The organism is Streptomyces sp. TE5632 (assembly GCF_054061295.1).
Window position 1 is genome coordinate 5,659,610 of the sequence record NZ_JBSSEA010000003.1, and the last position, 21,935, is coordinate 5,681,544.

Genomic DNA, 21,935 nt, shown 5'->3' on the forward strand with positions numbered 1-21,935 from the left:
GAGAGGTGGGTGACAGGACTCTCAAGCGCTGGACGATACGGGAGGCGCCCGGCCGAGGTCCGCAGGCACGTGCGCGGCGGCGGGCGGCGCGTGCCCGGCCGCCGGGGCGGGCCGGGCCGGCCGGGGCGGCACACGGGGGGTGTGCTCGGGAGTGAACAGCAGATGACCGGCCGGCACCGTACGCTCCCCGGCGTCGCGCTGCGGCCGGAAGGGCACGGTGCGGGCGGTGCAGTCGTCGGTGTGCGGACCCACGTCGGACGAGTGGGTCCCGGGATCCGCGGCGGGATCCGGCGCGGACCGATCCGGCCCGCCGGGCGCCGCCGGGCCCGGGACGGAGGGACCGAAAGCCGCGGGGGTGCCGACGGAGGGCGACTGCGCCGCGAGAGCGGGCCGCGGGCCGTCCGGGATGCCGAACCCGAAGGTCAGCAGCACGGAGGCCAGCGCGGTGAGGACCGCGGCGACGCGCAGGGGGAGGCGGGCGGCAGGTCCCGGCAGGACATGGCTCAAGGCTCGACGAGCCCCGCACGGATCGCGTACCGGGTCAGATCCAGACGGTCCCGCAGACCCAGCTTGCTCAGCAGGTTCTCGCGGTGCCGCTGCACCGTCTTGACGCTGATGAAGAGCAGCTCGGCGATCTCCTTCGAGGAGTGCCCCTCGGCCACGAGCTTCAGCACTTCCTCCTCGCGCGGCGTCAGCACCTGCTCGGAGGCCTCCTCACCGTGCTGGACCCGGTCGAGGTAATTGCGGATCAGCGCGGTGACCGCCCCCGGGTAGAGGAACGGCTCGTCCCGCATCGCGGCCCGGCAGGCGGCGACCAGGTCGCGGTCGGCGACCGATTTCAGGACGTATCCGCTGGCCCCGGCCTTGAGCGCCTGGAACAGATACTGCTCGTTGTCATGCATCGTCAGCATGAGGATACGCAATCCCGGCTTGAGCGCGGACAGCTCGCGGGCGGCCTGCAGACCGGTCATCCTGGGCATGGCGATGTCCAGGACGGCCAGGTCGACCTCCTGGGCGCGGGCCATCGAGATCGCCTCCGCGCCGTCACCGGCCTCGGCGACGACCTCCAGGTCCGGCTCCCGGTCGAGGATCAGCCGGACGCCGCGGCGCACCAGGGCATGGTCGTCGGCGAGCAGGATCCGGATCGTGGTCGGTGGGGCCTGGTGGGTCATGACTGCTTCCTGACGGCGGGCACGGCCAGCCGGATCCGGGTACCGGTCCGGGTGACGGGAGTGATGTCCAGTGTGGCCCCGATGAGCAGGGCCCGTTCACGCATACCGCGAATTCCGGCGCCCTCATGGGCGGCGCCGACGCCACGGCCGTCGTCGCTCACCTCGAGGACCACGTGGTCGTCCTCCCGGTACAGGCTCACTTTGACGTTCCGTGCCTCGGCATGCCGGGCGGCGTTGGTCAGACTCTCCTGCGCCACACGGTAGATCACGAGCTCGGTGCCGTTGTCGAGGGTGGGCAGATCGGGGTCGAAGCTGCGCTTCACCCGCAGCCCGGTGTGGGTGGCGAACTCGGTGGCGAGCGAGGTGACCGCGCTGACCAGACCGAGATCGTCCAGCACCCCCGGACGCAACCGGCGCACCAGCCGGCGGACCTCGTCCAGGCTCTCCCGGGTGATCTCCTGCACCTGACGCAGCTCGCCGCGCAGCGGATCGGGCGCCTCGTCGGCGGCCCGCTTCAGGGCCAGCAGGATCGCGGTCATGCTCTGCCCGACCTCGTCGTGCAGCTCGACGGCGATCCGGCGCCGCTCGGCCTCCTGCGCGAGCAGGGCACGGGCGCTGCTCGCGGCACGCTCCTTCTCCAGCCGCTCCAGCATGTCGTTGAAGGCGCTGATCAGCTCGGAGACCTCGTCACCGCCGCGCACCGGAAGCCGCTGGCCGGGCCGCAGCAGGTCGACGGTGGTCATCAGCCGGGTCACCCGGTCCAGCGGGGCGAGCCCGATCCGGAGCAGGGCCGCGTTCGCGACGAGCATCACAGCCAGGCCGCCCACCAGGATCACGGCCTCGGTCAGCAGCACCGGAACGGACACGGTCACCGGAGCCCACAGCAGCAGCGCGGTCGCCGCGCCCAGCACCACCGCGTTGAGCCCGAAGATCCGCCAGTACAGGGACACGGGGGTCACGCCTTCCTCTTTCTCGTCTGCCTCTACTGTCGGGCACCACGGCGACCGATGCGGCAGCGGCCCCCCGAAGGCATGCCCCTTGTTCCACGTTGTCCCACGGCGAACGGCGAACGGCTAACGGAGAACGGAGAACGGCGAAACAGCGGACAGAGTGCACGAGCCGGCCCCCTCCCGTCGATGGGCCCCGCACCCCATTTCCGTCCGTTTGAGGACCCACCCCGCTCGGGGTGGGTCCTCAAACGGACGGAAATGGGTCCCGAGCCCAATGGGCACCGGGCGCGGGAAGGGAGATGGTGGGAGATCACCCGTCTGTCAACAGAGGAGACTCTCCGTGTCGATCGATCTGCCGCGCACCGAACCGCGTTCCGCCCACACCGCCGCCGACGAGATCCGCCAGCGCCTCGAACACGCGCGCACCACGCGGTTGGCCCAGCTCAAGGCCCTGGACGAAACAGGGGGGAGTCCTGACGACCACCTGATGTCCAACCAGAAGGACGGCATCAAGCGCGCCCTCAAGGAGATCGAAGCGGCGTTCGCCCGCGTCGAGGACGGAAGCTACGGCACCTGCCTGGGCTGTTCCAAGCCCGTCCCGGCGGAGCGCCTCGAGATCCTTCCGCACACCCCGTACTGCGTCACCTGCCAGAGCCGCGCCGCCTGACCCGTACCCCGCCCGTACTCCCCATCCCGCTCTGCTCTCCTGCTCTGCCCAAGGGGGTGAGGTGGTGACCCACCAGACCATCGACGAGCACGACGAGGTCCTCACATCCGAGGACCTCGCGGCGTTGCGAGCGAGCTTGCGCGAGCAGCTGCTGTTCCGCCAGGAGCAGCTGCGGCAGTTCGCCGCCGACGCCGGGTCGGGTCCCGGCGAGCCACTCCGGGAGGAGGGCGCCGGCCAGCTCGAGGTGTACGTCAGGCTCGCCGCGTCCGCCCGGATGGTGCTCGCCGACGTCGAGGCGGCGCTCGCCCGGATGGACACCGGAGGCTACGGCCGCTGCCACCTGTGCCGCGGCCCGGTCGAACGGGACCGGCTGCTGATAGTCCCCCAGGCCCGCTACTGCGCCCGCTGCCAGCAGGTGAGGGAGGCCGCGCGATGAGCACGGGCCGAAGGACCGGACGATGACCGTGATCCGGCGTCCGCGCAGGACGGCGGCCGTGCGGCACAGCCCCTGGCCGAGGTGCCGCCGGTGCTCCGGCATCGCGCTCGACCTGGGCAGCTCCCGCACGCGCGCGTGGATCGCCGGACGGGGCATGGTCCTCGACGTACCCACGGTGACCTTCCCGGGCAGCGGCGCCATCCACCCCATCCAGCGCGGCGCCATCGTCGACGCCTCCGGCACCGCCCGGATGCTCGACCGGCTGCTCGGCCACCGGCTGCCCCGCTTCGGCCGCCCCCTGGTCGTCGTCACGACACCGGTCCTGGACGGGCCCGCCTTCCGGGACGCGGCCCGCACGGCCGTCGAAATCCTCCGCCCGCGCGCTGTACACACTGTCCCGGGCGCGCGGGCGGTTGCCCTCGCCGCGGGCGCCGACCACTCCAGCCCGCTCCTGGTGGTGGACCTCGGCGCGCACCTCACCGAGGTGGTGCTGCTCGCCGAGGGAGCCGTCACCGACGCCCGGCGCACCGCGCTGGGCGTCGGTGACCTGGGCGACTACGGCACCCCGCCCGGGGACCTCACCGACGCGGTGGTCGACATGGTGACGGCGATGCTGCGGCAGGACCGCAGCGCCACCACCCGCACCGCCCTGCGCCGGGGCATCCTCCTGTCCGGCGGGGGCGCCCTGCGCCCGGAGATCACCCACAGCCTGCCCGGCCGGCTCGGCTGCCCGGTCCAGCCCGTGCCGTCGCCGCACACCGCCGCGGTCCGGGGCGCCGCAGGCCTGCTCGCCGCGGCGCACCACCACCCCCTGGCCACCGGACCCGGCTGACCCGCCCCCCCCCCCGCACTCCCCTCCGTCCGCGCCCCGACACCCGAAGGAGTCACGACGTGGCGGGCACCACTCCTCCCGCGCAACCGCCCCCGGGTCCCCCTCTCGGACCGCCCGACCTGCCTTTGCCGTGGCACCGCCGGCGCAACCCCCTGCGCCGCCGCACCGACGCACTCCGGGTCTGGATCGGTCTCGGCATCCTGCTCGCCGTCCTGGCGGTGGCGCCCGTGGTCACCGTCGTCGTCTCACAACTCGCCCACCGCCACTACGAGGACGCGGCCCGCCACCAGAACCTGACCCGGTACGAGACGACCGCGACCCTCACCGAGGACGCCCCGCGCCATCCGGAGCCGGGATCGGACGAGGAGGAGCTGGCCCGCTACCCGGTCGAGGTCCGCTTCACCACCCACGAGGGACGGACCGGCACCACCCGGGCCGAGGTGCGGCCGAGCCTGCCCGCGGGCAGCCCGGTCCGCATCTGGGTGACCACCGACGGCGAGGCCACCGAGCCACCGCTGACGCGTGAGGAGATCCGCAGCCGCAGCATGGGGTGGGCCCTCCTCTCCGGCACCGGTGTCGCCCTCACCGGCGCCGCCGGCTACGGCGTGACCCGTCTCGTCGTACGCCGCCGAAACCTCGCCGACTGGGACAGAGCCTGGGCCGAGACGTCCCCCCGCTGGACGGCACCCGGATGAACTGCCGGAGGCGGGCAAGGGTTCCGGTCCTCGCGGTTTTGCGGGGAGGCTCCCGGAAGGGCACTGGTGGCGACGGGGGTGCGCCCGCCGTGTGCCACGTGACCCCCACCGCGGCCCGAGCAGGAGCGGAACGGCGGACTCCGGTGGAAGGCGGCATGAAGGAAGCGTAAAGATTGCCGAGTTCTGGCAATGTGTTCGAGACCGAGTGTGTGAGAGCATCCGCATGCGGCGGGTCGGTCGGTGAAAGTGAGGCCCGAATGGAGTGGTTTGTGGGTCTCGGCATCGCGGGACTGCTTCTGCTGCTGTTCTCACTGATCTTCGACGGACTCCTGGAAGGCGTCTTCGGCGGTGTGCTGGACGGCATGTTCGACGGGCTGCTGTCACTGCCGGTGATCGCCGGGTTCGTCTCCATGCTCGGTTTCGGCGGCGCGATCGTCCTCGGCACGACGGACCTCGGGGTCACCGGTGCGACGGTGGTCGGCGTGCTGGCGGGAGTCGCCGCGGGGTGGCTGACCTGGAAGTTCAGCCGGGCCCTGATGCGGGATCAGACCGCTGCCACCCCGCGGGGCGGCGACCTCGTCGGCACCTCCGGCTCGGTGGTGACCGCCATCCCGGCCGAGGGCTACGGCGAGGTGCTGGTGTATCTCGCCGGGCAGCCGCTGAAGCTGTCCGCGAAGAGCGCCGTGCCCGTCGCGCGGGGCGCCGAGGTCTGGGTGGAGTCGGCACTGTCCGCGACCTCGGTGGCGGTCCGCCCGGTCGAGCGCTGACCGGTGCCGACCGGCGCGTCCCCGCGGAACGACACGTCACCCGTCGGGGCCCGCCGTATTGCCGACACCTCCCGCAGTACCCGCGTTCCCGTTCCATCCGAACCACATCGCCGTCCCCCGGGGAAGGCTGAGGGGATTCCACACCTATGAGTCCTGTACTGATCGCCGTGGTGGGAGTCGTCGTACTCCTGGTCCTGCTGGGCCTGGTGGTGGTCACCCGCTACAAGGTCGCCGGCCCCAGCGAGGCGTTCATCGTCACCGGCCGGCGCGGCAAGAAGTCCACCGACCCCGAGACCGGCCGGATCTTCACCGACAACAGCGGCCAGAAGGTCGTGGTCGGCGGCGGTGTCTTCGTCGTCCCGTTCGTCCAGCAGAAGTTCACCCTCGAACTCTCCAGCCGGCACATCCCGGTCGCCGTCCGGGGTGCGGTCACCCTGCGCGGAGTGAAGGCGAACCTGGAGGGTGTCGCCATCGTCAAGGTCGGCGGCACGGAGGACTCGATCCGCGCCGCGGCCCAGCGCTTCCTCGACCAGCAGGACGGCATCGTCGGGTTCACCCAGGAAGTGCTGTCCGGCGCGCTGCGCTCCATCGTCGGGCGCATGTCCGTCGAGGACATCATCCGTGACCGCGCCGCCTTCGCCGGACAGGTCGCGGAGGAGGCCGAGGCCAGCCTCTCCGGGCAGGGCCTCGTGCTGGACGCCTTCCAGATCCAGGACATCACCACCGAGGGCTCCTACCTCGAGGACCTGGGCCGGCCCGAGGCGGCCCGCGCCAAGCAGGAGGCCGACATCGCCGAGGCCGTCGCCCGGCGTGCCTCCGAGCAGGCCCGCCTCAAGGCGGAGGAGGAGATCGCGATCGCCCAGCGCACCTTCGCGCTGAAGCAGGCCGAGATCAAGGCCGAGACGGACGAGGCCGCCGCCCGCGCCAACGCCGCCGGTCCGCTCGCCGAGGCCGCCCGGCAGCAGGAGGTCCTGCAGGAGCAGGAGAAGGTCGCCACCCGGCAGGCCGCGCTGACCGACCGTGAACTCGACACCAGGGTCCGCAAGCCCGCCGACGCCGCCCGCTACCAGGCCGAGCAGGAGGCCGAGGCCCGCCGTATCGCCGCGGTCAAGGAGGCCGAGGCGGCCGCCGAGCGGGCCAGGCTCACCGGTGAGGGCGAGAAGGCCCACCGCGCGGCGCTCGCCGACGCCGTACGCATCGAGGGTGACGCCGAAGCCGCCGCGATCTCCGCGAAGGGTGCGGCGGAGGCCGACGCCATGCACAAGAAGGCCGACGCCTTCGAGCGCTACGGCGACGCGGCCGTGCTCCAGATGCTGGTCGAGGTGCTGCCGCAGGTCGTCGGCAAGGCCGCCGAGCCGCTGGCCGCCGTGGACAAGCTGACGGTCATCTCCACGGACGGCGCGGGCCAGCTCACGCGCACCGTCACCGACAACGTCGCGCAGGGCATGGAACTCCTCAGTTCCACCACCGGAGTCGACCTCGGTGAACTCCTCCAGGGGATCGCCCGGCGCGGCACGCCGACGGTACCGGCCCCCGCGGAGCCCGCCCCCGTGGACCCGGCCAACGGCAAGGTCGACATCACCGACTGACACCCCGGCCCCGAGAGCGGAGCCCGGCCACCCGCGGGGTGGCCGGGCTCCGTCGCGTCCGCCGGGCCGGTGGCGCGGTCGCTCAGGCCACGCCGCCGGCCGAGACCTTTTATATTTTTGCAGGCTCTGCATATTTGCGTATCCTGCACGACGTGAGCGACAGAGACCCCGCGGACGGTGGGCTTCGGGAACGCAAGAAGCGGGCCACCCGTGCCGCCCTGGTGGCGGCCGCGGTGCGGCTGGCGGCCGAGCACGGCGCGGAGAACGTCACCGTCGACGCGATCAGCGAGGCGGTCGGCGTCTCACCCCGCACGTTCTTCAACTACTTCGACTCCCGTGACGAGGCGTTCGTGATGGTGGGCGCGGAGTCGAGCGTGCGTGTCCGACAGGCAGTGCTCGCCGCGCCCGCAGGCACGCCCCCGCTGGCGGCGCTGCGCGACGCGCTGGCCGCGGAGCTGGGGGAAGTGGAGCAACAGCACGAGCTGTGGCGTCTGCATTCCGAGGTGCTGCGCAGATCACCGCACCTGCTGGCGCGGAGTCTCAGCGCCCACGTCGAGGACGAGTTCCTTCTGGCCGAGACGCTCGCGGAGCGCGTCGGCGCCGGATCGCCGCTGTTCACGGGGGACCGTCCCCCCCTCGGGTCGGCCGAGGGCGAACTGCGCAGGCAGGCCCTGGGGCTGTATCCGAGGCTGCTGGCCGCCGTCGGCACCACGGCCGTCCGCGTGGCCGTGGAGCACTGGTGCGTACGGCAGGACGAGGCGCCCTTCGAGGCGGTCTTCCGCTCGGTGTTCGACCACGTGGCCGCCGGACTTCCGGGGCCGGTCGAACCCGCCGGACCGGTCGAACCCGCCGGACCGGTGGAACCGGTCGAACCCGTCGAAGGGGCCTGACCCCCTCCGTCTCTCACGGAACGGCTGCGCGTCGTTCCCGGCACGCGCGATCCGTTTTCCTCCCTCCCTCCCTCCCTCCTCCCTTCCTCTCTTTTCCCTCCCACACTCTTGACTGCTGCGAAAGAACCGAAGTGAACTCAACACCGGCGCCCGCAGAGGCGTCACCCACCGCCATGACCCACCGGCAGATACTCCAGGCCATGTCGGGGCTGATGGCGGGCATGTTCGTCGCCATCCTGGCCGGCACCGTGGTCGCCAACGCGCTCCCGCGCATCATCGCCGACCTGGAGGCCAGCCAGTCCTCCTACACCTGGGTCATCACCGCCGAACTGCTGGCGATGACGGCGACGGTGCCCCTGTGGGGCAAGCTGTCGGACCTGTTCAACCAGAAGCTGCTGCTCCAGCTGTCCCTGTCCCTCTTCATCGTCGGCTCGCTGCTCGCGGGCTTCTCGCAGGAAGTGGGGCTGCTGATCTTCAGCCGCGTGGTGCAGGGCATCGGCGCGGGCGGTCTCACGGCTCTGGCGCAGGTCGTGATGGCGGCCATCATCCCGCCGCGGCGGCTCGGCAAGTACGCGGGCATCTTCGGCGCCGTCTTCGCGGTCGGCACCGTGGCCGGACCGCTCATCGGAGGTGTCCTGGTGGACACGTCCTGGCTCGGCTGGCGCTGGTGCTTCTTCATCGGTGTGCCGTTCGCGCTGCTCGCCATCGCACTGCTGCAGCGCACCCTGAAGCTGCCCACCGTCCGCCGTGAGGCGAAGATCGACTTCCTGGGCGCCTTCCTGATCGTCGCGGGTGTCTGCGCCCTGCTCATCTGGGTCTCGCTCGCGGGGACCGAGTTCGACTGGGTCTCGTGGCAGACCGCCGCTCTGACCGGCGGGGGAGTGCTGCTGCTGATCGCCGCGGTCGTCGTCGAGTCGCGCGTGCCGGAACCGGTCATCCCCCTGCACATCTTCCGCAACCGCACCGTGACGCTCACCACCGTCGCCAGTCTCCTCGTCGGTGTGGCCATGTTCGGCGGCACCGTCTTCCTCTCGCAGTACTTCCAGATCTCCCTGGGCAAGTCCCCGACGATCGCGGGTCTGATGAGCCTGCCCATGATCCTGGGCCTGCTCGTCTCCTCGACCGTCGCGGGGCAGATCATCACCAAGACCGGCCGGTGGAAGGTGTACCTGGTCGCGGGCTCCATCATCATGACGGCGGGCCTCGGGCTGCTGTCCACCATCGACGTCGACACCCACTTCGGCCTGCTCAGCGCCTACATGGCGATCATGGGCATCGGCGTCGGCATGCTGATGCAGAACCTGGTGCTGGCCGCCCAGAACGACGTTCCCGCGACCGAACTGGGCGCCGCCACCTCGGTGCTGTCCTTCTTCCGGAGCATGGGCGGCACCATCGGCACCAGTGTGCTCGGGGCGATCCTCGCCAACCGGGTCGCCACCGAGATGACCAAGAGCCTGACGGAAGCGGGCATCCCGGCCGGTGCGAACGAGTCCGGTGGGGGCAGAGTGCCCGACATGGCGACGCTGCCCGCGCCGATGCGGGAGATCGTGGAGCGCGCCTACGGGGTCGCCACCGCGGAACTCTTCCTCGTGGCCACGCCCGTCGCGGCCCTCGCCGTGATCGCCGTGCTGTTCATCAAGGAGAAGCCGCTGAAGGACACCAGCGGCATGGAACGGCTCACCGCGGAGTCCGCGGACTCCGCCGGTACGGCGGCATCGACGGCCGGCGTCGGCTGAGGCGCGACGCCCTCCGGGGCGGTGGGGTGCGGAGGTCTTCCGGCGGAACGCCCAAAGGGCCTCCGCGCTCGTTGCGCGCCCTCGGGGCCGAGGCCCAGGAGTCAGGGGCGCGCGAGCGCGATGCGCCGGCCCGGCGGGCTCAGCCGCGGCTCCTCGGGTCGGTCCGTGGCCTCGGCGCAGTCGCCCGGTGCCGGGAGAAGATCTCCTCCGCGCCGTTCACCGCGCCCGGGTGGCCCACCGTGCCGAGGCCGAGGAACACGTGGCGTCGGGCGATCTCCGCCGCGGTGAGAGGGCCGTCGGCCCGGTACCAGTTGGCCACGCCCTGGCACATGATGAGCACGGCGCGGACCGCGTCGGCAGGGATGGGCGTGGTGAACACGCCCTGTGCGATGCCGGCCTCGACCGAGTCGAGCAGCATGTGCTCGAGATAGTCGCGCAGGGCCACGTACCGCGCGCGGTTGCCCGGTTCGAGACTGCGGATCTCGGTGTCCAGGAATGCCAGCCCCTTGCGGTTGGCCATGTAGAGCACGATCGACTCCACCATGGCGCAGAAGCGGGGGAGCGGTTCGTCGCCGGCCTCGGCGGCGGCGGCCCGGCAGCGGTCGAGGACGTCCTTCACGGACGTCTCAAGGAGAGTGGCGAGCAGGGCCTGTTTGTTCTCGTAGTGGTAGTAGAGCGCGGGGACGGTCACTCCCACCCGGCCGGCGATGTCCCGCACCGAAGTGCCGTGGTACCCGTGCTCGTTGAAGGCCTCCATGGCGTGCACGAGGATCGGGTGCAGATCGAGCGGTCCGTACGCGCTCCAGTGCGGTGCGGCAGCGGTCTCCTGGCTTGACTGCGTGCTCAACGGTGCTCCTCCGATGGGTTGTCGGCGAGCGCCATGTTACGTCCGCCGAGCGCCCGGGGATCCTCGATTCCTGCTTATCAATCGCTCAGTCGACGCGGGTGTCAGCGGCGGCGGCACCGGGAATACGGGCCGAAACGCCTTGAGGGTCGCTCGTGTCGGGGGCATTGACCGTTCTCCGGCCCTCCTCTGCCTTCTTAGTGAGCGCTAAGCAGAGGCCCGTTCGGAGGATGGCTGCCTGCCCCTGCCGCGAGAGGGACCGATGAGCCCGCAGCTCGAACCCCGGCGAGCAGGGCGTAGCTCTCGGGGTCGTGCGGCTCCCGGCCGTTCTGCGTCAGCGCGGCGAGCTGCTCCAGGGTCCCGCACTCGCGCTGGGCGAAGTCACGGATGGCGGCGGCGAAGTCCGACCGCGGTGCGGTGAGACGACGTCCCATGGGGCCTCCGAACGTGTGCGGATACATATGTATGAGGCATGTTTCAACGTTGCTCACTGGGGGTGGGCCGGTACCGTGAAAGACACCATGAAGACTTCTGCGAACGACTCCTTGCTGGCGCGTGCCCTCGCACGGCCGGAGACAGAGGAAAGGCTGGCGCGGCAGATCCTCGACGCCGCCCTGGAGCAGTTCACGACCTTCGGCCTGCGCCGGTCCTCGGTGGACGACGTCGCCAAACGGGCCGGCGTCTCGCGGGTGACGGTGTACCGCCGTTTCCAGAGCAAGGACGGACTGGTCGAGGCGTGCCTGCTGCGAGAGGTCAGCCGCTTCTTCCGGGAACTGGACGACGCGGTCGCTCCGTTGCCGACCATGCAGGACAGGGTCGTCGAGGGGTTCGTGGTCGCCCTGCGCCACACCAGGGCCCACCCGCTCTTCGGGGGTCTGCTGCGGCTCGAACCCGAGGTGGTCCTGCCCTACCTGACCGTCCAGGGCGGCCCCGCCCTCGTGGTCACGACCGACTACCTGACGTCCCATCTGCGGCGGGCCCAGCACACCGAGGGCCGCTCGGATTCCGACCCGCGGCCGGTGGCGGAGCTGATGGTGCGCGTCGCCGTCTCCTTCCTGCTCAACCCGGCCGGCTGCATCGAACTCGACGACGAGGAGCAGGCCCGAGCCTTCGCCCGGCGCTACCTCGCGCCGCTGCTCGACGCCTGACCGGGGCCGCCGGACCCGCACTCTGCCCCGTGGCGGGTCCGGTCGGCCGCTCAGCGCCTGGTGTGCAGCCACCGCATGAGTGCGACGGCGCGTGCCTTCGCGGCGGGCGGGGTGGCGAAGGACGTCAGGTCGACCGGAGGCGCGAAGCGCCGGACCGTGACCGACTGCGGCGCGGTGAACGCCCGTAGCCCGTCCGCACCGTGGATACGGCCGAAACCGGAGTCGCCCGATCCGCCGAACGGCAGGGCCGGAACGGCGGCGAAGCCGAGCACCGAGTTCACCGACACCGCTCCCGCGCGCAGCCGGGACGCGATTGCCGCGCCTTCGCGGCGGCTGCCGCAGAACACCGCCGCGCCGAGCGCGTAACGGGACGCGTTGGCACGGCGCACCGCTTCCTCGACGTCCGCCACCGCGTTGATCGCGACGGTGGGCCCGAACGTCTCCTCGGTCATCGCGGGACAGTCCTCCGGTACGTCGACCAGCACCACCGGCGCCACGAACGGACCGTTTGACGGCTCCACCTCACCCAGCGGTGTCTCCGCGCCGGCCGCCAGCGCGGCGTCGACATGCCGGCGCACCACGTCGCTCTGGCCCGGCATGGTCATCGGGCCGTAGGCGGCGTCCGGGCCCGCGCCCGGACGCAGCGCGCGGGCCCGCTCCACGACCCGGTCGCACAGCTCCGCGTGCACCGCCCGGACCGCGTAGACGCGTTCCACGCCCGCACAGGTCTGGCCCGCGTTGCCCAGCGCGCCCCACACGAGGGCGTCCGCGGCGGCGTCGAGGTCCGCGTCCGCGGTGACGAGGACGGCGTCCTTGCCCCCGCATTCGGCCAGGAACGGCGTCAGCGACCGGGCACACACCTCCATCACCTTGCGCGCGGTCCCCGGCGAGCCGGTGAAGGCGAGCTTGTCGACCCCGGAGGCAGCCAGTGCCGCGCCGGTCTCGGCGGCTCCGGTGACGACGGTGAACAGGCCGGCGAAGTCGGGCACGGCCGCGTCGAAGAGCCGCGAGAGCAGTACTCCGGTGCCCGGGGTGTACTCGGACGGTTTGAACACCACGGCGTTGCCCGCCGCCAGGGCGTAGCCGATGGAGCCCATCGGCGTGTAGACCGGGTAGTTCCAGGGGCCGATCACCCCGACCACCCCGAGCGGCCGGTGGACGACCGAGGCCGCCTGGTTCGACGCCGGCAGCCCGGTGCGGACACGGCGTCGGCGCAGTACGGGCCCGGCGTTGCGTGCCGCCCAGGACAAGTGCTCCAAGGTCAACAGCAGTTCCAGCTCGGCGTCCTGCCGCGGCTTGCCCGTCTCCGCCGCGACGGACTCCGCCACCGCGTCCAGCTCCGCTGCCAACCTCCGTTTCCAGCGGAGCAGATGAGCCCGCCGGCGGGCGGCCGGGAGGGCCGCCCAGCGTGTTCCGGCCGCCCGGCCCCGCTCCACCGCCCGTGCGACGTCCTTGGGCCCGTGGACCGGATGGTCGGCGAGCGGCCGGCCGGTGGCAGGGTCCAGGGACGTGAACACCGCCGTCGGAGCCGTCCGTCGGGAGATGTAGGTCATCGGTTCTCCAGTGGTGAGGTCTCATCGGCGAGCGGCTCCAGCGGTCTGCCGTGCGCCCAGTGCGGGCCGAGGTCGTCCAGCGTCCACCCGAACGGATAACTGCGCGGCTTGTGCCGGAACCCCCACCAGTCGGGGCGGGGCGGCAGGAGGCGCACCACCGCGGCCCGGGTGCGCAGGGCGCGGTGGGCCGCGGCGCGCAGCCAGCCGGGCTGCGGGGTGAAGCCGAGCGCGGCCAGCAGCGGTTCGTCCAGAACCGCCAGGGAGAAGCGGGCGACGAGCGGACGCAGCGGCCGGGGATACCACTCGGTCATGATCCGCAAAGTGGCCGCGGCCACCCTCCGGTTGGCGGGGTCGTACGCGAACATCTCCTTCTCGTAGGAGTCGAGGAGCCGCTCGAAGCCGACGTAGTCGGCGGGCACGTCGGCGATGCCCATCATCTCGCCCATTCGCCGTCCGACCAGGGCCAGGCTCTCGAACTCCTGCCAGGACAGCCTGCGCCAGCCGTAGCGGTCGATCCACCGTTTCGGCCCGACCACGGTGGTGGCCAGCACATACAGGTAGTCCTCGTTCGGTATGCGGTAGCGGCCGTGGATACGGTTGAGGTGACGGGCCGTGGCCCGCCCGTGTGGCGAGTCCATGCCGTCGCGGACCATTTCGTACGCGATCAGGACCGTGTCGTCGAAGCGCTTCTGACCCGAGCGTTCGAACTCCTGGGTCCGGTCAAGTAGTTGGGAGATGCGGGGGACGCCGTAGTCGCGCAGGAACGCGACGGAGACACCCTGCAGGTAGTCCCAGGGGAACTCGTAGCGGGTGATCAGCGAGAAGATCTCCTCGTGGTCCTGCTGCGGGTCCATCTGCCGAATGCGGTGGAGCCGGTGGTAGCGGCCCATCGGTGGTGCCTCCTTATCGGGACAGGGTGCGCGCTTTCAGGCTGGAGAAGTTGACCGTCTCGGCGTCGACGAGCACCTGTCCGGCCTCCACCGCGGTGACCGACAGTTCGGGCAGCCGCACGGCGATCGGCAGGTTGGCCGGGACGATGTCGGCCCCGATGCAGATCCGGGGGGTGGAGACGTCGATGACGGGGATCTTGATCGAGCCGGTGAGCCGGGTGACGTAGATGTCGACCTGCGGGATGTCGAGATCCACGTCGATGGTCCGCACCTGGCCGGCGGTCTCCAGCCGGAAGGCGTAGTGGTCGGCGACCAGCCGGTCGGCGTGCACCCACAGGACCTTCAGCCGACTGCCGTCGGCCGTCTTCAGGTAGGTCGCGCCCTGGATGATGGCCCCGTACGCGGTCAGGCTGTCCGCGCCGACCTCCGGATAGAGCCTGTTGACCGGATAGGTCGCACGAGGACGGCCCGGCCGGTCCCCGATGACGATCGGCGGGCGCAGGGCCGTCAGATCGTCGGGGTCCTCGGGCAACCCGGTCCCGGCCTCCCCTTTGGCGGGGTCGTCGGGATCGGGCGACCCGCCGGTGTCGATGCCGGTCAGGCAGGGGAGGGTGACCTGGGCGGCGTCCTTCTCCGGATTCTCCTTGTCCGTGCCCTCGTCGTCCCTGCCGGGGTCCTCCGCGTTCCCGTTCCGTGAGGGGGACGGGGAGGGGCCGGGGGCGGGCTCCGACGTCGGGGACGGGGTGTTTGCGGGCGACGGAGTGGGCGACGGGCCGGTCGGCCCGGGGTCCCAGGGCCAGGTGAACGTCGGCCAGGGCAGCGGGGAGACACCGGCGCCCCGAGCCGTCGCCGTGCTGCCGGCCGGCGGAGCGGCCGCCGCCAGCACCGCGCTCAGCGTGAGGAGGACCGCGCCCCGCGCACGGCCGCGACGCCGGGCGCGCAGGGCGGGCGGGGCGTGCCGGGCGCGGTCCTCACGGGCTTTTGGGAGGATTCCGTCTCCTTCCGCGGCCAGGGACGGGGCGGCGGGGACGGGCCCGGCCGCCGCCGACGGGGTCCGGGGTGCGTCGCGGTCCGGGGCGGGATGCGGCATCCATCCGAACGCCATGGAGGAGCCGATCAGCCCCGCCGCCATCCCCAGGCCGAAGCCGCCCAGGTTCGTGGTCGCCAGCGACGTCAGGGACGCGACGGCTGTGACGATCGAGACGAACATGCGCTGGTCGGGCTTGAAGAGGAAGAACAGCCCGCCCGCGACCAGCACGACGCTGATGCCGACGGCCGACATCGCGCCGACGCCGACCTTGATCATCAGGGGGAGCGGGGCCAGGGGGATGACAACCATCTCCAGGCCGCCCGCGATGACCCACATCGCCGCCCAGAACGGCCGCTTCCTGCGCCAGTGGCGGAACGCCCGCCGGGCCCGGGGTGCCGGCAGGATCCGGTCGAGCCAGTCGCCGGCCTCCCGGGCGAGCTCCGACAGGAATCCGAGAACGAAACCGAACATGTCGTGAGTCCGTCTCTCGGCGCCGTCAGAAGCACTGCTCGCCGGCGCGGCTGAACTCGATCTCCAGCTTCTCCAGCGTCAGCGTGCCGCCGTTGGCGGAGTACGCGGCGCTCCGGACGTCCTGGGCGACAGCGGTGTCCGCCTGGACGCCGAAGACACCCTTCGGGCCGGTCACGCCGGGCGCGCCGGTCAGGGTGGAGGCGTCGCGACCGGCCTGGACCCCGGTGACCTTGCCCTTGCCACCGGTGAGCGCGTCGGCGTTCACCACGAGATCACTGCCCTCGAGCGGCTTCTCCGCGCCCGAGCGGACCAGCATGGAGATCTCCCCGACCACGGGCACCTTCTGCTTCAGCGAGACGCACACGCCGGAGACCGTGCCGTTCTTGACGGCGGCCAGCAGGACGGGCTTGGCGTCGCCGCTGGAGCCGATGGAGGATGGGAAGGAGGACACGCCGCTGGCGGTCACCTCCGAGGCGGACACCTTGAACGCGGTGCCGGACACCGCGAACGAGGCGGCGATCGCCCCCTGTGCGAGGGCGATGCCCATGGCTCCCACGGCCAGGGTGCAGGGGACGAACATGACGGCGCTGCGCTTCCAGTGGGTTCGGCCTTCCCCCGTGGGGAGGTCGCCGTTGCGTGCCTCTCTGTCCCTCATGAGAGTTCCTTAGGGTCGGAGTGATGGGGCGGATGGCGTACCGGTCGGACCGTCGAGAGAGTCGAAGATACAAAAACTATTGACTTGTTTCACGAGGTGCGTCAATACTCCGGACACGACGGAGGAACGGAGGCCTCATGAGTGGCATACCGCACACGTCCGACCCCCCAACTCAGTTGATGGGCAAGCAAAATGACGCACCATCACAGATTCGGGCGCCCCGCAGGGGCGAAGCGGTCTGGCGCTACTTCGGTGACGCCCGCTCCACGCTGATGGCACCCCAGCTGCTGTTGCTGCAGGTGTCGCACCCCGTGGTCGGAGCCGGCGTCGCGGACCACAGCGACTTCCGGGCCGAACCCTGGCCCCGCCTGGTCCGGACGCTCCTGTCGCTCACCACGGTCGTCTACGGAGGGCAGGAGGCCGCCACCGCCGAGGCGCGCCGTCTCATCCGGGTGCACACCCCGATGAAGGGAACCGACTCGGCGGGCCGCCGCTACCACGCGCTGAACCCCGAGGCCTACCACTGGGTCCACGCCACCCTCGTCAAGGGCCCCGTGGACGCCCAGCGCCTGTTCGGCAAGGGCATGCCGGAGGGCGAACTGGAGGAGTACTACCGCGGGATGCGGGACGTCGGCCGCGTATGGGGCCTGAAGGACCATCACCTTCCGCCGGACTGGCCGTCCTTCGTCGAGTACTACGACGAGATGGTCGCCCAGCGCCTGGAGCACAACCGGTCGGTCCAGGACGTCCTGGACGAACTGGCCCGCCCCGCCAGGCCGTTCCGATGGATTCCCGCCCCGCTCTGGTGGCCGTTGGCCCGCGTCGGCGCGCACTACGCCCTCTTGGTCACCGTCGGCACCCTGCCCCCCGAACTGCGGGAGAGGCTGCACCTGAGCTGGAGCAGGCGGCAGGAACGTGCCCTGCGGCGCTTCGCGCGGCTGGTGCGCTTCCTGATGGCGCTCGTACCGCCGCCGCTCAGGATCACCGTGTCCCTGGCCATCGCCTACTGGGCCACCCACCGGCCGGGCACCGACCCCGCCACCCGGCGGCCCCTGGGATCGTGGTGACGGAAGGTGACAGAAGGTGACGGGAGGTGGCAGGCGGTGACGGGCATGGACAGCGGCCACGCACACGCGGCCGGCCCGGACACGGGCCCCGCACCCGGCCCGGACGCCCGCTCCGAGCCCGTCCCGTTCGCGCCGGGCTCCCTCCTCTGGGACATCGCCGGTGACGTCCGGCTCCTGCTCTCCCTGCCGGCCGCCCTGGTGCTCCAGGTCGCCCACCCGGCGGTCGGCGCGGGTGTCGACGAGCACTCCGTGTTCCGCACCGATCCCTGGGGCCGGGCCGAGCGCTCGCTGGATTCCCTGCAGCTGTGGGTCTACGGCGGCGAACAGGCCCTCGAGGAGGGCCGCAGGCTCCGCAGGCTGCACAAGACCATCAGCGGCACCGACACCCGCGGCCGCGCCTACCACGCACTCACCCCCGCCTACTACGCCTGGGTGCACGCCACCGCCTACCCCGTCTTCCTGAGGGCCGCGCAGTACCTGTCCCGGCCCCTCGACGAACCGGACGAACGACGCCTCTACGACGAACTCCTCCAGCTCGGCGCCATCCTCGGCATCAAGCAGCGCGACATGCCACGCACCCCGGAGGAGTTCTGGCCCTACTTCGACACGATGGTCCGTGAGGAACTGGAGAAGACGGCCGTCGTGGCGGAACTGCTCGACCCGCGGCGGCCGATCCCACCGCCGGACGGCGCGGGCGCGTTCCTGCGCCGGCTCTGGCCGGTGCTCCGCCCGCCCCTGGCGCGGCTGCACGTCTTCGTCACGACCGGCCTGCTCCCGCCCGCCTTCCGTGACCACCTCGGCCTGGCCTGGACGGCACGCGACGAACGCAGGCTGCGCCGCCTGGGTGCCGTCGTCCGCACGGTGGTCCCGCTGCTGCCCGAGAGCCTGCGCTACCTGCCCCAAGCCCGCGCCGCCCGCCGCGCCGCCCGGAGGTGACCCCGGTCCCGGTCCCGGTCCGACGCGGCCCGGACGGCCGGTGACCGTTTCCCGGTCACCCCCGGTGATGTGGGCGCGGGCGCACACCACCCGCCCGGCGTCAGCCGGGGCGGCGCCGGTCCTTGTCCTTGTCCGGGTCGACGCCGGTGAAGGCGGAGTCGTCCCTGGTGCCGCTCGGGCGCCGGGAGCGACCCCGGGGCCCGGTGTCACGCATTCCTTTCTCCGCGGCGTCGCCGTACTCCTCGCCGCTCTTCGTGCCGCTCTCGACCGTGTCCCCGGGGACGGATCCACGTTCCTGCCTGGACTTCCTGCGTCCCTTGCCGGGGGGCGGGGCGTGCTCGTCCGGGTGGAAGGAGCGCCGGGCGCTCGGGTTGTCCTGCTGGCGTGTCTCGTCGACGTCGGGGGCCCAGCCGTGCTGCTCGGTGCCCTTGTGGCGGCTCGGGCCCTCGCCGTGCGGAGGCTGCGACGACTTCTCTTTTCTGGACATGTGCCGGCCTGCCTGTCGGTTGTCGTGTCGGCCACCCTGTCGAGTACCCGATATCACACCAATTGTCACCATCGGCGGCGAGCTCGCCTCCCGGCCAGGTGGAGCCGAAGTGTCACCCGTGCGAGCGATGCCCGGGAGTCATGCCACCACTGGAGGGCGCAAGGGCCCGACGATCCCCGGACGGCCGCGGTACGACGGCGGCCGCGCCTTCGAGGGAGAGCCGCCATGCGTATTCTGCTCGTCGCCAGCGCGTACAACAGCCTCACACAGCGTGTCCACGCCGAGCTGTCGGAACGCCGCCACACCGTTGCCGTGGAGGTCACACCGCACGGCGAGGACGTGCGCCGTGCCGTGCACCGGCACGATCCCGACCTGGTCGTGGCTCCCCTGCTGAAAGCCGTCGTGCCGCCCGACGTCTGGGCGGCGCGGACCTGCTTGATCGTCCACCCCGGTCCCGTGGGGGACCGTGGGCCGGCCTCACTCGACTGGGCCGTTCAGGAGGGAGCCGGCGAGTGGGGCGTCACCGTGCTGGAGGCCGTGGCCGAGATGGACGCCGGCCCGGTGTGGGCGACGACGAACTTCGCCGTGCCGGACGTGGCGAAGAGCGACCTGTACCGGGGCGAGGTGTCCGACGCGGCGCTGGAGGCCGTCCTGCTCGCGGTCGACCGGTTCGCCTCCGGCACGTACGTGCCCCGGCCGCAGGACGACTTCACCCGCCTGCCGGGTGCCAGGACCCGGCCGCCGCTGCGGCAGAAGGACCGGGGCATCTCCTGGGACACGGACTCCACCGACACCGTCCTGCGCAAGCTGCGCGCCGCGGACTCCCAGCCGGGCGTGCGCGACGAACTTCTCGGCCGCGAATGGTTCCTGCACGGCGGCCACGCGGAGGACCGGCTCCGCGGCCGCCCGGGTGAGCTCCTGGCGACCCGCACCGGCGCGATCTGCCGGGCCACGGCGGACGGCGCGGTCTGGATCCCGGAACTGCGGGCCCGCACCGGCCCGGGACGTCCCCGGGCCTGCAAACTGCCCGCCACCCTCGCCCTCGCCGACCGCCTGCCCGCCCTGCCCGAAGTCCCCGCGGCACCGCAGCCGCCTCCCGGAGCCCGGACCTGGCAGGACATCCGCTACCGGGAGGAGGGGCAGGTCGGCTTCCTGACCTTCTCCTTCCCGGGCGGCGCCATGGGCACCGACCACTGCCGCCGCCTGCTGGACGCCTACCGGGCAGCCTGCTCCCGCCCCACCGGCGTCCTCGTACTGGGCGGTGGCCGGGACTTCTTCTCCAACGGCATCCACCTGAACGTCATCGAGGCGGCGGCCGACCCGGCCGCCGAGTCCTGGGCCAACATCAACGCCATGGACGACCTCGTCGAGGCCGTCCTCACCACGACCGACCGGTTCGTCGTCAGCGCGATCGGCGGCAACGCGGCCGCCGGCGGGGTCATGCTCGCCCTGGCCGCGGACGAGGTCTGGTGCCGCTCCGGCTCGGTCCTCAACCCGCACTACCGGCTCATGGGCCTGTACGGCTCCGAGTACTGGACGTACACCCTGCCCCGCCGGGTGGGCGCCGCCACGGCGGAACGGCTCACCGGCGAGGCCGCGCCGCTGACGGCCTCGGCGGCGCTCGGCATGGGGCTCGTCGACCGGGTCCTGCACTGCGGCCCGGACGACTTCGCCGACGACGTCACCCGAACGGCCGCACACCTCCCGGCTCTTCCCTCCGTCCAGACGCGTCTCGCGGCCAAGAAGGCGGAAGCCGAGCACCGAGAGGCCACCTCACCTCTCGCCCGCTACCGGGAGCAGGAACTCGCCCGCATGCGGAGCATCTTCGACGACCCGGCAGCCCCCTACCACGCCCTGCGCCGGGCCTTCGTGCGCAAGGAATCCGCGGCCACCAACGGAGGCAGTCCGGATGCGGCCCCCGCCGGACGGGCCGACTGTTAGCAGAGAACGAAGATCCGAGCGCGGGTCTTGCCGCACCCTCCAGGAGGCGTTCCCCATGAACGCAGCATCGCCGACCACGGTCGAGGAGCCCGGCGCGACGGGCACGTCCGGCTCCGAGGAGAAGCCGATCCACATCCTCTGGATCAACGCCGGGCTGAGCTGCGACGGCGATTCCGTCGCCCTGACCGCAGCCATGCAGCCGAGCATCGAGGAGATCGCGCTCCAAGGGCTGCCGGGTCTGCCGAAGATCGCGGTGCACTGGCCGCTGATCGACTTCGAATGCGGTCCGGTCGGCGGAGCCGACACGTTCATCGAATGGTTCTTCAAGGGCGAACGCGGCGAGATCGACCCCTTCGTCCTGGTCGTCGAGGGTTCCGTCCCCAACGAGGCCATCAAGCAGGAGGGGTACTGGTGCGGCTTCGGTGACGACCCCGAGACCGGGCAGCCCATCACCACCAGCGAATGGATCGACAGGCTGGCGCCCAAGGCCCTGGCCGTCGTCGCCATCGGCACGTGCGCCACCTACGGCGGCATCCACGCCATGGCGGGCAATCCCACCGGTGCGATGGGCGTGCCCGACTACCTCGGATGGGACTGGAAGTCGGGGGCGGGCATCCCCATCGTGTGCGTGCCCGGCTGCCCGATCCAGCCCGACAACTTCGCCGAGACGCTGACCTACCTGCTGTACCAGGCCGCCGGTTCGGCGCCGATGATCCCGCTCGACGACAAGCTCCGGCCGACCTGGCTGTTCGGTGCCACCGTGCACGAGGGCTGCGACCGGGCCGGGTACTACGAGCAGGGGCAGTTCGCCACCAGCTACGACTCGCCCAAGTGCTCGGTGAAGCTCGGCTGCTGGGGCCCCGTCGTCAAGTGCAACGTGACCAAGCGCGGCTGGATGAACGGCATCGGCGGCTGCCCGAACGTGGGCGGCATCTGCATCGCGTGCACCATGCCGGGCTTCCCCGACAAGTTCATGCCGTTCATGGACGAACCCCCCGGCGCCAAGGTCTCCAGCACCGGGAGCGGCGCGTACGGCGCCGTCGTCCGCAGGCTCCGCACGATCACGGCGCGGACCGTGGACAAGGAGCCGAGGTGGCGCCACACGGGAGACAAGATCACCACCGGCTACCGACCGCCGTGGTGACAACACCGCTGCTGACAGCACCGCACACCGAACCC

At 71.8% G+C, this 21,935-nt stretch carries 22 protein-coding genes; 13 read left to right on the forward strand and 9 right to left on the reverse strand.

The annotated features are described in order from the left end of the window. Positions 1–21 precede the first annotated feature (21 nt). From ACVW19_RS30960 to ACVW19_RS30970, 3 genes are read right to left on the reverse strand one after another with little or no spacing between them, the layout of a single operon-like run. Positions 22–507: a hypothetical protein gene (locus tag ACVW19_RS30960; protein ID WP_457463579.1), complete on the reverse strand. Its 486-nt coding sequence runs from the start codon at positions 505–507 to the stop codon at positions 22–24. Next, positions 504–1,172, reverse strand: coding sequence for a response regulator (locus ACVW19_RS30965; RefSeq protein ID WP_109378110.1), 669 nt, complete (start codon positions 1,170–1,172; stop codon positions 504–506). The genes ACVW19_RS30960 and ACVW19_RS30965 overlap by 4 nt, the downstream gene beginning before the upstream one ends. After that, on the reverse strand, positions 1,169–2,131 hold the full coding sequence (locus tag ACVW19_RS30970; RefSeq protein WP_457463581.1) for a histidine kinase: 963 nt from the start codon (positions 2,129–2,131) through the stop codon (positions 1,169–1,171). The genes ACVW19_RS30965 and ACVW19_RS30970 overlap by 4 nt, the downstream gene beginning before the upstream one ends. Positions 2,132–2,462: 331 nt before the next feature. Between ACVW19_RS30970 and ACVW19_RS30975 the strand changes: the two genes are divergently transcribed. The 8 genes from ACVW19_RS30975 (at position 2,463) to ACVW19_RS31010 (ending at position 9,734) form a co-directional block, all read left to right on the forward strand. Next, entirely contained in the window at positions 2,463–2,789 is a 327-nt protein-coding gene (locus ACVW19_RS30975; RefSeq protein ID WP_457463583.1) for a TraR/DksA family transcriptional regulator, read from the forward strand. Positions 2,790–2,853: 64 nt separating this feature from the next. After that, positions 2,854–3,225, forward strand: a complete 372-nt coding sequence (locus ACVW19_RS30980; protein ID WP_457463585.1) for a TraR/DksA family transcriptional regulator — start codon at positions 2,854–2,856, stop codon at positions 3,223–3,225. Positions 3,226–3,247: 22 nt separating this feature from the next. After that, positions 3,248–4,057 carry a rod shape-determining protein gene (locus ACVW19_RS30985; protein ID WP_457463587.1) on the forward strand — a complete coding sequence of 270 codons (810 nt, stop codon included), beginning with the start codon at positions 3,248–3,250 and terminating at the stop codon, positions 4,055–4,057. A 59-nt stretch (positions 4,058–4,116) separates the two neighbouring features. Further along, positions 4,117–4,752 (forward strand): Rv1733c family protein, encoded by a 636-nt coding sequence (locus ACVW19_RS30990; protein WP_457463588.1) that lies wholly within the window; start codon positions 4,117–4,119, stop codon positions 4,750–4,752. A 257-nt stretch (positions 4,753–5,009) separates the two neighbouring features. Further along, the gene (locus ACVW19_RS30995) at positions 5,010–5,519 is read left to right on the forward strand and encodes a hypothetical protein (protein ID WP_457463590.1); all 510 of its coding nucleotides are present in this window, start codon (positions 5,010–5,012) and stop codon (positions 5,517–5,519) included. Positions 5,520–5,665: 146 nt separating this feature from the next. Then, entirely contained in the window at positions 5,666–7,108 is a 1,443-nt protein-coding gene (locus tag ACVW19_RS31000) for a flotillin family protein (protein ID WP_457463592.1), read from the forward strand. Positions 7,109–7,260: 152 nt separating this feature from the next. Further along, positions 7,261–7,998, forward strand: coding sequence for a TetR family transcriptional regulator (locus tag ACVW19_RS31005; protein WP_457463594.1), 738 nt, complete (start codon positions 7,261–7,263; stop codon positions 7,996–7,998). Positions 7,999–8,129: 131 nt separating this feature from the next. Then, the gene (locus ACVW19_RS31010) at positions 8,130–9,734 is read left to right on the forward strand and encodes an MDR family MFS transporter (protein WP_457463595.1); all 1,605 of its coding nucleotides are present in this window, start codon (positions 8,130–8,132) and stop codon (positions 9,732–9,734) included. A 139-nt stretch (positions 9,735–9,873) separates the two neighbouring features. Here ACVW19_RS31010 and ACVW19_RS31015 read toward each other — a convergent pair whose 3' ends face one another. Continuing rightward, positions 9,874–10,581 (reverse strand): TetR/AcrR family transcriptional regulator, encoded by a 708-nt coding sequence (locus tag ACVW19_RS31015; protein ID WP_457463597.1) that lies wholly within the window; start codon positions 10,579–10,581, stop codon positions 9,874–9,876. A 518-nt stretch (positions 10,582–11,099) separates the two neighbouring features. On the opposite strand from ACVW19_RS31015, the gene ACVW19_RS31020 reads away from it, so the two are divergent. Then, the gene (locus ACVW19_RS31020) at positions 11,100–11,726 is read left to right on the forward strand and encodes a TetR family transcriptional regulator (protein WP_457463599.1); all 627 of its coding nucleotides are present in this window, start codon (positions 11,100–11,102) and stop codon (positions 11,724–11,726) included. Positions 11,727–11,776: 50 nt separating this feature from the next. On the opposite strand, the gene ACVW19_RS31025 is transcribed toward ACVW19_RS31020, so the two are convergent. From ACVW19_RS31025 to ACVW19_RS31040, 4 genes are read right to left on the reverse strand one after another with little or no spacing between them, the layout of a single operon-like run. Further along, the gene (locus ACVW19_RS31025) at positions 11,777–13,279 is read right to left on the reverse strand and encodes an aldehyde dehydrogenase family protein (RefSeq protein WP_457463600.1); all 1,503 of its coding nucleotides are present in this window, start codon (positions 13,277–13,279) and stop codon (positions 11,777–11,779) included. Continuing rightward, complete coding sequence (locus ACVW19_RS31030) at positions 13,276–14,169, reverse strand: oxygenase MpaB family protein (RefSeq protein WP_457463601.1); 894 nt, start codon at positions 14,167–14,169, stop codon at positions 13,276–13,278. Before ACVW19_RS31030 ends, ACVW19_RS31025 begins: the two co-directional genes overlap by 4 nt. Positions 14,170–14,182: 13 nt before the next feature. After that, positions 14,183–15,670, reverse strand: coding sequence for a DUF6114 domain-containing protein (locus tag ACVW19_RS31035; protein WP_457463603.1), 1,488 nt, complete (start codon positions 15,668–15,670; stop codon positions 14,183–14,185). Between the two features lie 25 nt (positions 15,671–15,695). Beyond that, positions 15,696–16,325, reverse strand: a complete 630-nt coding sequence (locus ACVW19_RS31040) for a DUF6230 family protein (protein WP_457463605.1) — start codon at positions 16,323–16,325, stop codon at positions 15,696–15,698. A 179-nt stretch (positions 16,326–16,504) separates the two neighbouring features. Here ACVW19_RS31040 and ACVW19_RS31045 point away from each other — a divergent pair, with 179 nt between their 5' ends. Next, the gene (locus tag ACVW19_RS31045) at positions 16,505–17,392 is read left to right on the forward strand and encodes an oxygenase MpaB family protein (protein ID WP_457463607.1); all 888 of its coding nucleotides are present in this window, start codon (positions 16,505–16,507) and stop codon (positions 17,390–17,392) included. 45 nt (positions 17,393–17,437) lie between these two features. Continuing rightward, on the forward strand, positions 17,438–18,328 hold the full coding sequence (locus ACVW19_RS31050) for an oxygenase MpaB family protein (protein WP_457464859.1): 891 nt from the start codon (positions 17,438–17,440) through the stop codon (positions 18,326–18,328). A gap of 100 nt (positions 18,329–18,428) precedes the next feature. Here ACVW19_RS31050 and ACVW19_RS31055 read toward each other — a convergent pair whose 3' ends face one another. Then, on the reverse strand, positions 18,429–18,815 hold the full coding sequence (locus ACVW19_RS31055) for a hypothetical protein (RefSeq protein WP_457463609.1): 387 nt from the start codon (positions 18,813–18,815) through the stop codon (positions 18,429–18,431). Positions 18,816–19,040: 225 nt separating this feature from the next. Here ACVW19_RS31055 and ACVW19_RS31060 point away from each other — a divergent pair, with 225 nt between their 5' ends. After that, positions 19,041–20,756 carry a hydrogenase maturation protein gene (locus tag ACVW19_RS31060; protein WP_457463611.1) on the forward strand — a complete coding sequence of 572 codons (1,716 nt, stop codon included), beginning with the start codon at positions 19,041–19,043 and terminating at the stop codon, positions 20,754–20,756. Between the two features lie 55 nt (positions 20,757–20,811). Further along, positions 20,812–21,900, forward strand: a complete 1,089-nt coding sequence (locus ACVW19_RS31065) for an NADH-quinone oxidoreductase subunit B family protein (RefSeq protein ID WP_457463613.1) — start codon at positions 20,812–20,814, stop codon at positions 21,898–21,900. Positions 21,901–21,935 lie beyond the last annotated feature (35 nt).

Bases quoted from the DNA above. Each gene is read 5' to 3' on its own strand.
- ACVW19_RS30965 (WP_109378110.1), bottom strand. From the start codon at position 1,172: ATGACCCACCAGGCCCCACCGACCACGATCCGGATCCTGCTCGCCGAC.
- ACVW19_RS30985 (WP_457463587.1), top strand. From the start codon at position 3,248: ATGACCGTGATCCGGCGTCCGCGCAGGACGGCGGCCGTGCGGCACAGC.
- ACVW19_RS30995 (WP_457463590.1), top strand. From the start codon at position 5,010: ATGGAGTGGTTTGTGGGTCTCGGCATCGCGGGACTGCTTCTGCTGCTG.
- ACVW19_RS31000 (WP_457463592.1), top strand. From the start codon at position 5,666: ATGAGTCCTGTACTGATCGCCGTGGTGGGAGTCGTCGTACTCCTGGTC.
- ACVW19_RS31020 (WP_457463599.1), top strand. From the start codon at position 11,100: ATGAAGACTTCTGCGAACGACTCCTTGCTGGCGCGTGCCCTCGCACGG.
- ACVW19_RS31025 (WP_457463600.1), bottom strand. From the start codon at position 13,279: ATGACCTACATCTCCCGACGGACGGCTCCGACGGCGGTGTTCACGTCC.
- ACVW19_RS31030 (WP_457463601.1), bottom strand. From the start codon at position 14,169: ATGGGCCGCTACCACCGGCTCCACCGCATTCGGCAGATGGACCCGCAG.
- ACVW19_RS31035 (WP_457463603.1), bottom strand. From the start codon at position 15,670: ATGTTCGGTTTCGTTCTCGGATTCCTGTCGGAGCTCGCCCGGGAGGCC.
- ACVW19_RS31040 (WP_457463605.1), bottom strand. From the start codon at position 16,325: ATGAGGGACAGAGAGGCACGCAACGGCGACCTCCCCACGGGGGAAGGC.
- ACVW19_RS31045 (WP_457463607.1), top strand. From the start codon at position 16,505: ATGGGCAAGCAAAATGACGCACCATCACAGATTCGGGCGCCCCGCAGG.
- ACVW19_RS31050 (WP_457464859.1), top strand. From the start codon at position 17,438: ATGGACAGCGGCCACGCACACGCGGCCGGCCCGGACACGGGCCCCGCA.
- ACVW19_RS31055 (WP_457463609.1), bottom strand. From the start codon at position 18,815: ATGTCCAGAAAAGAGAAGTCGTCGCAGCCTCCGCACGGCGAGGGCCCG.
- ACVW19_RS31060 (WP_457463611.1), top strand. From the start codon at position 19,041: ATGCGTATTCTGCTCGTCGCCAGCGCGTACAACAGCCTCACACAGCGT.
- ACVW19_RS31065 (WP_457463613.1), top strand. From the start codon at position 20,812: ATGAACGCAGCATCGCCGACCACGGTCGAGGAGCCCGGCGCGACGGGC.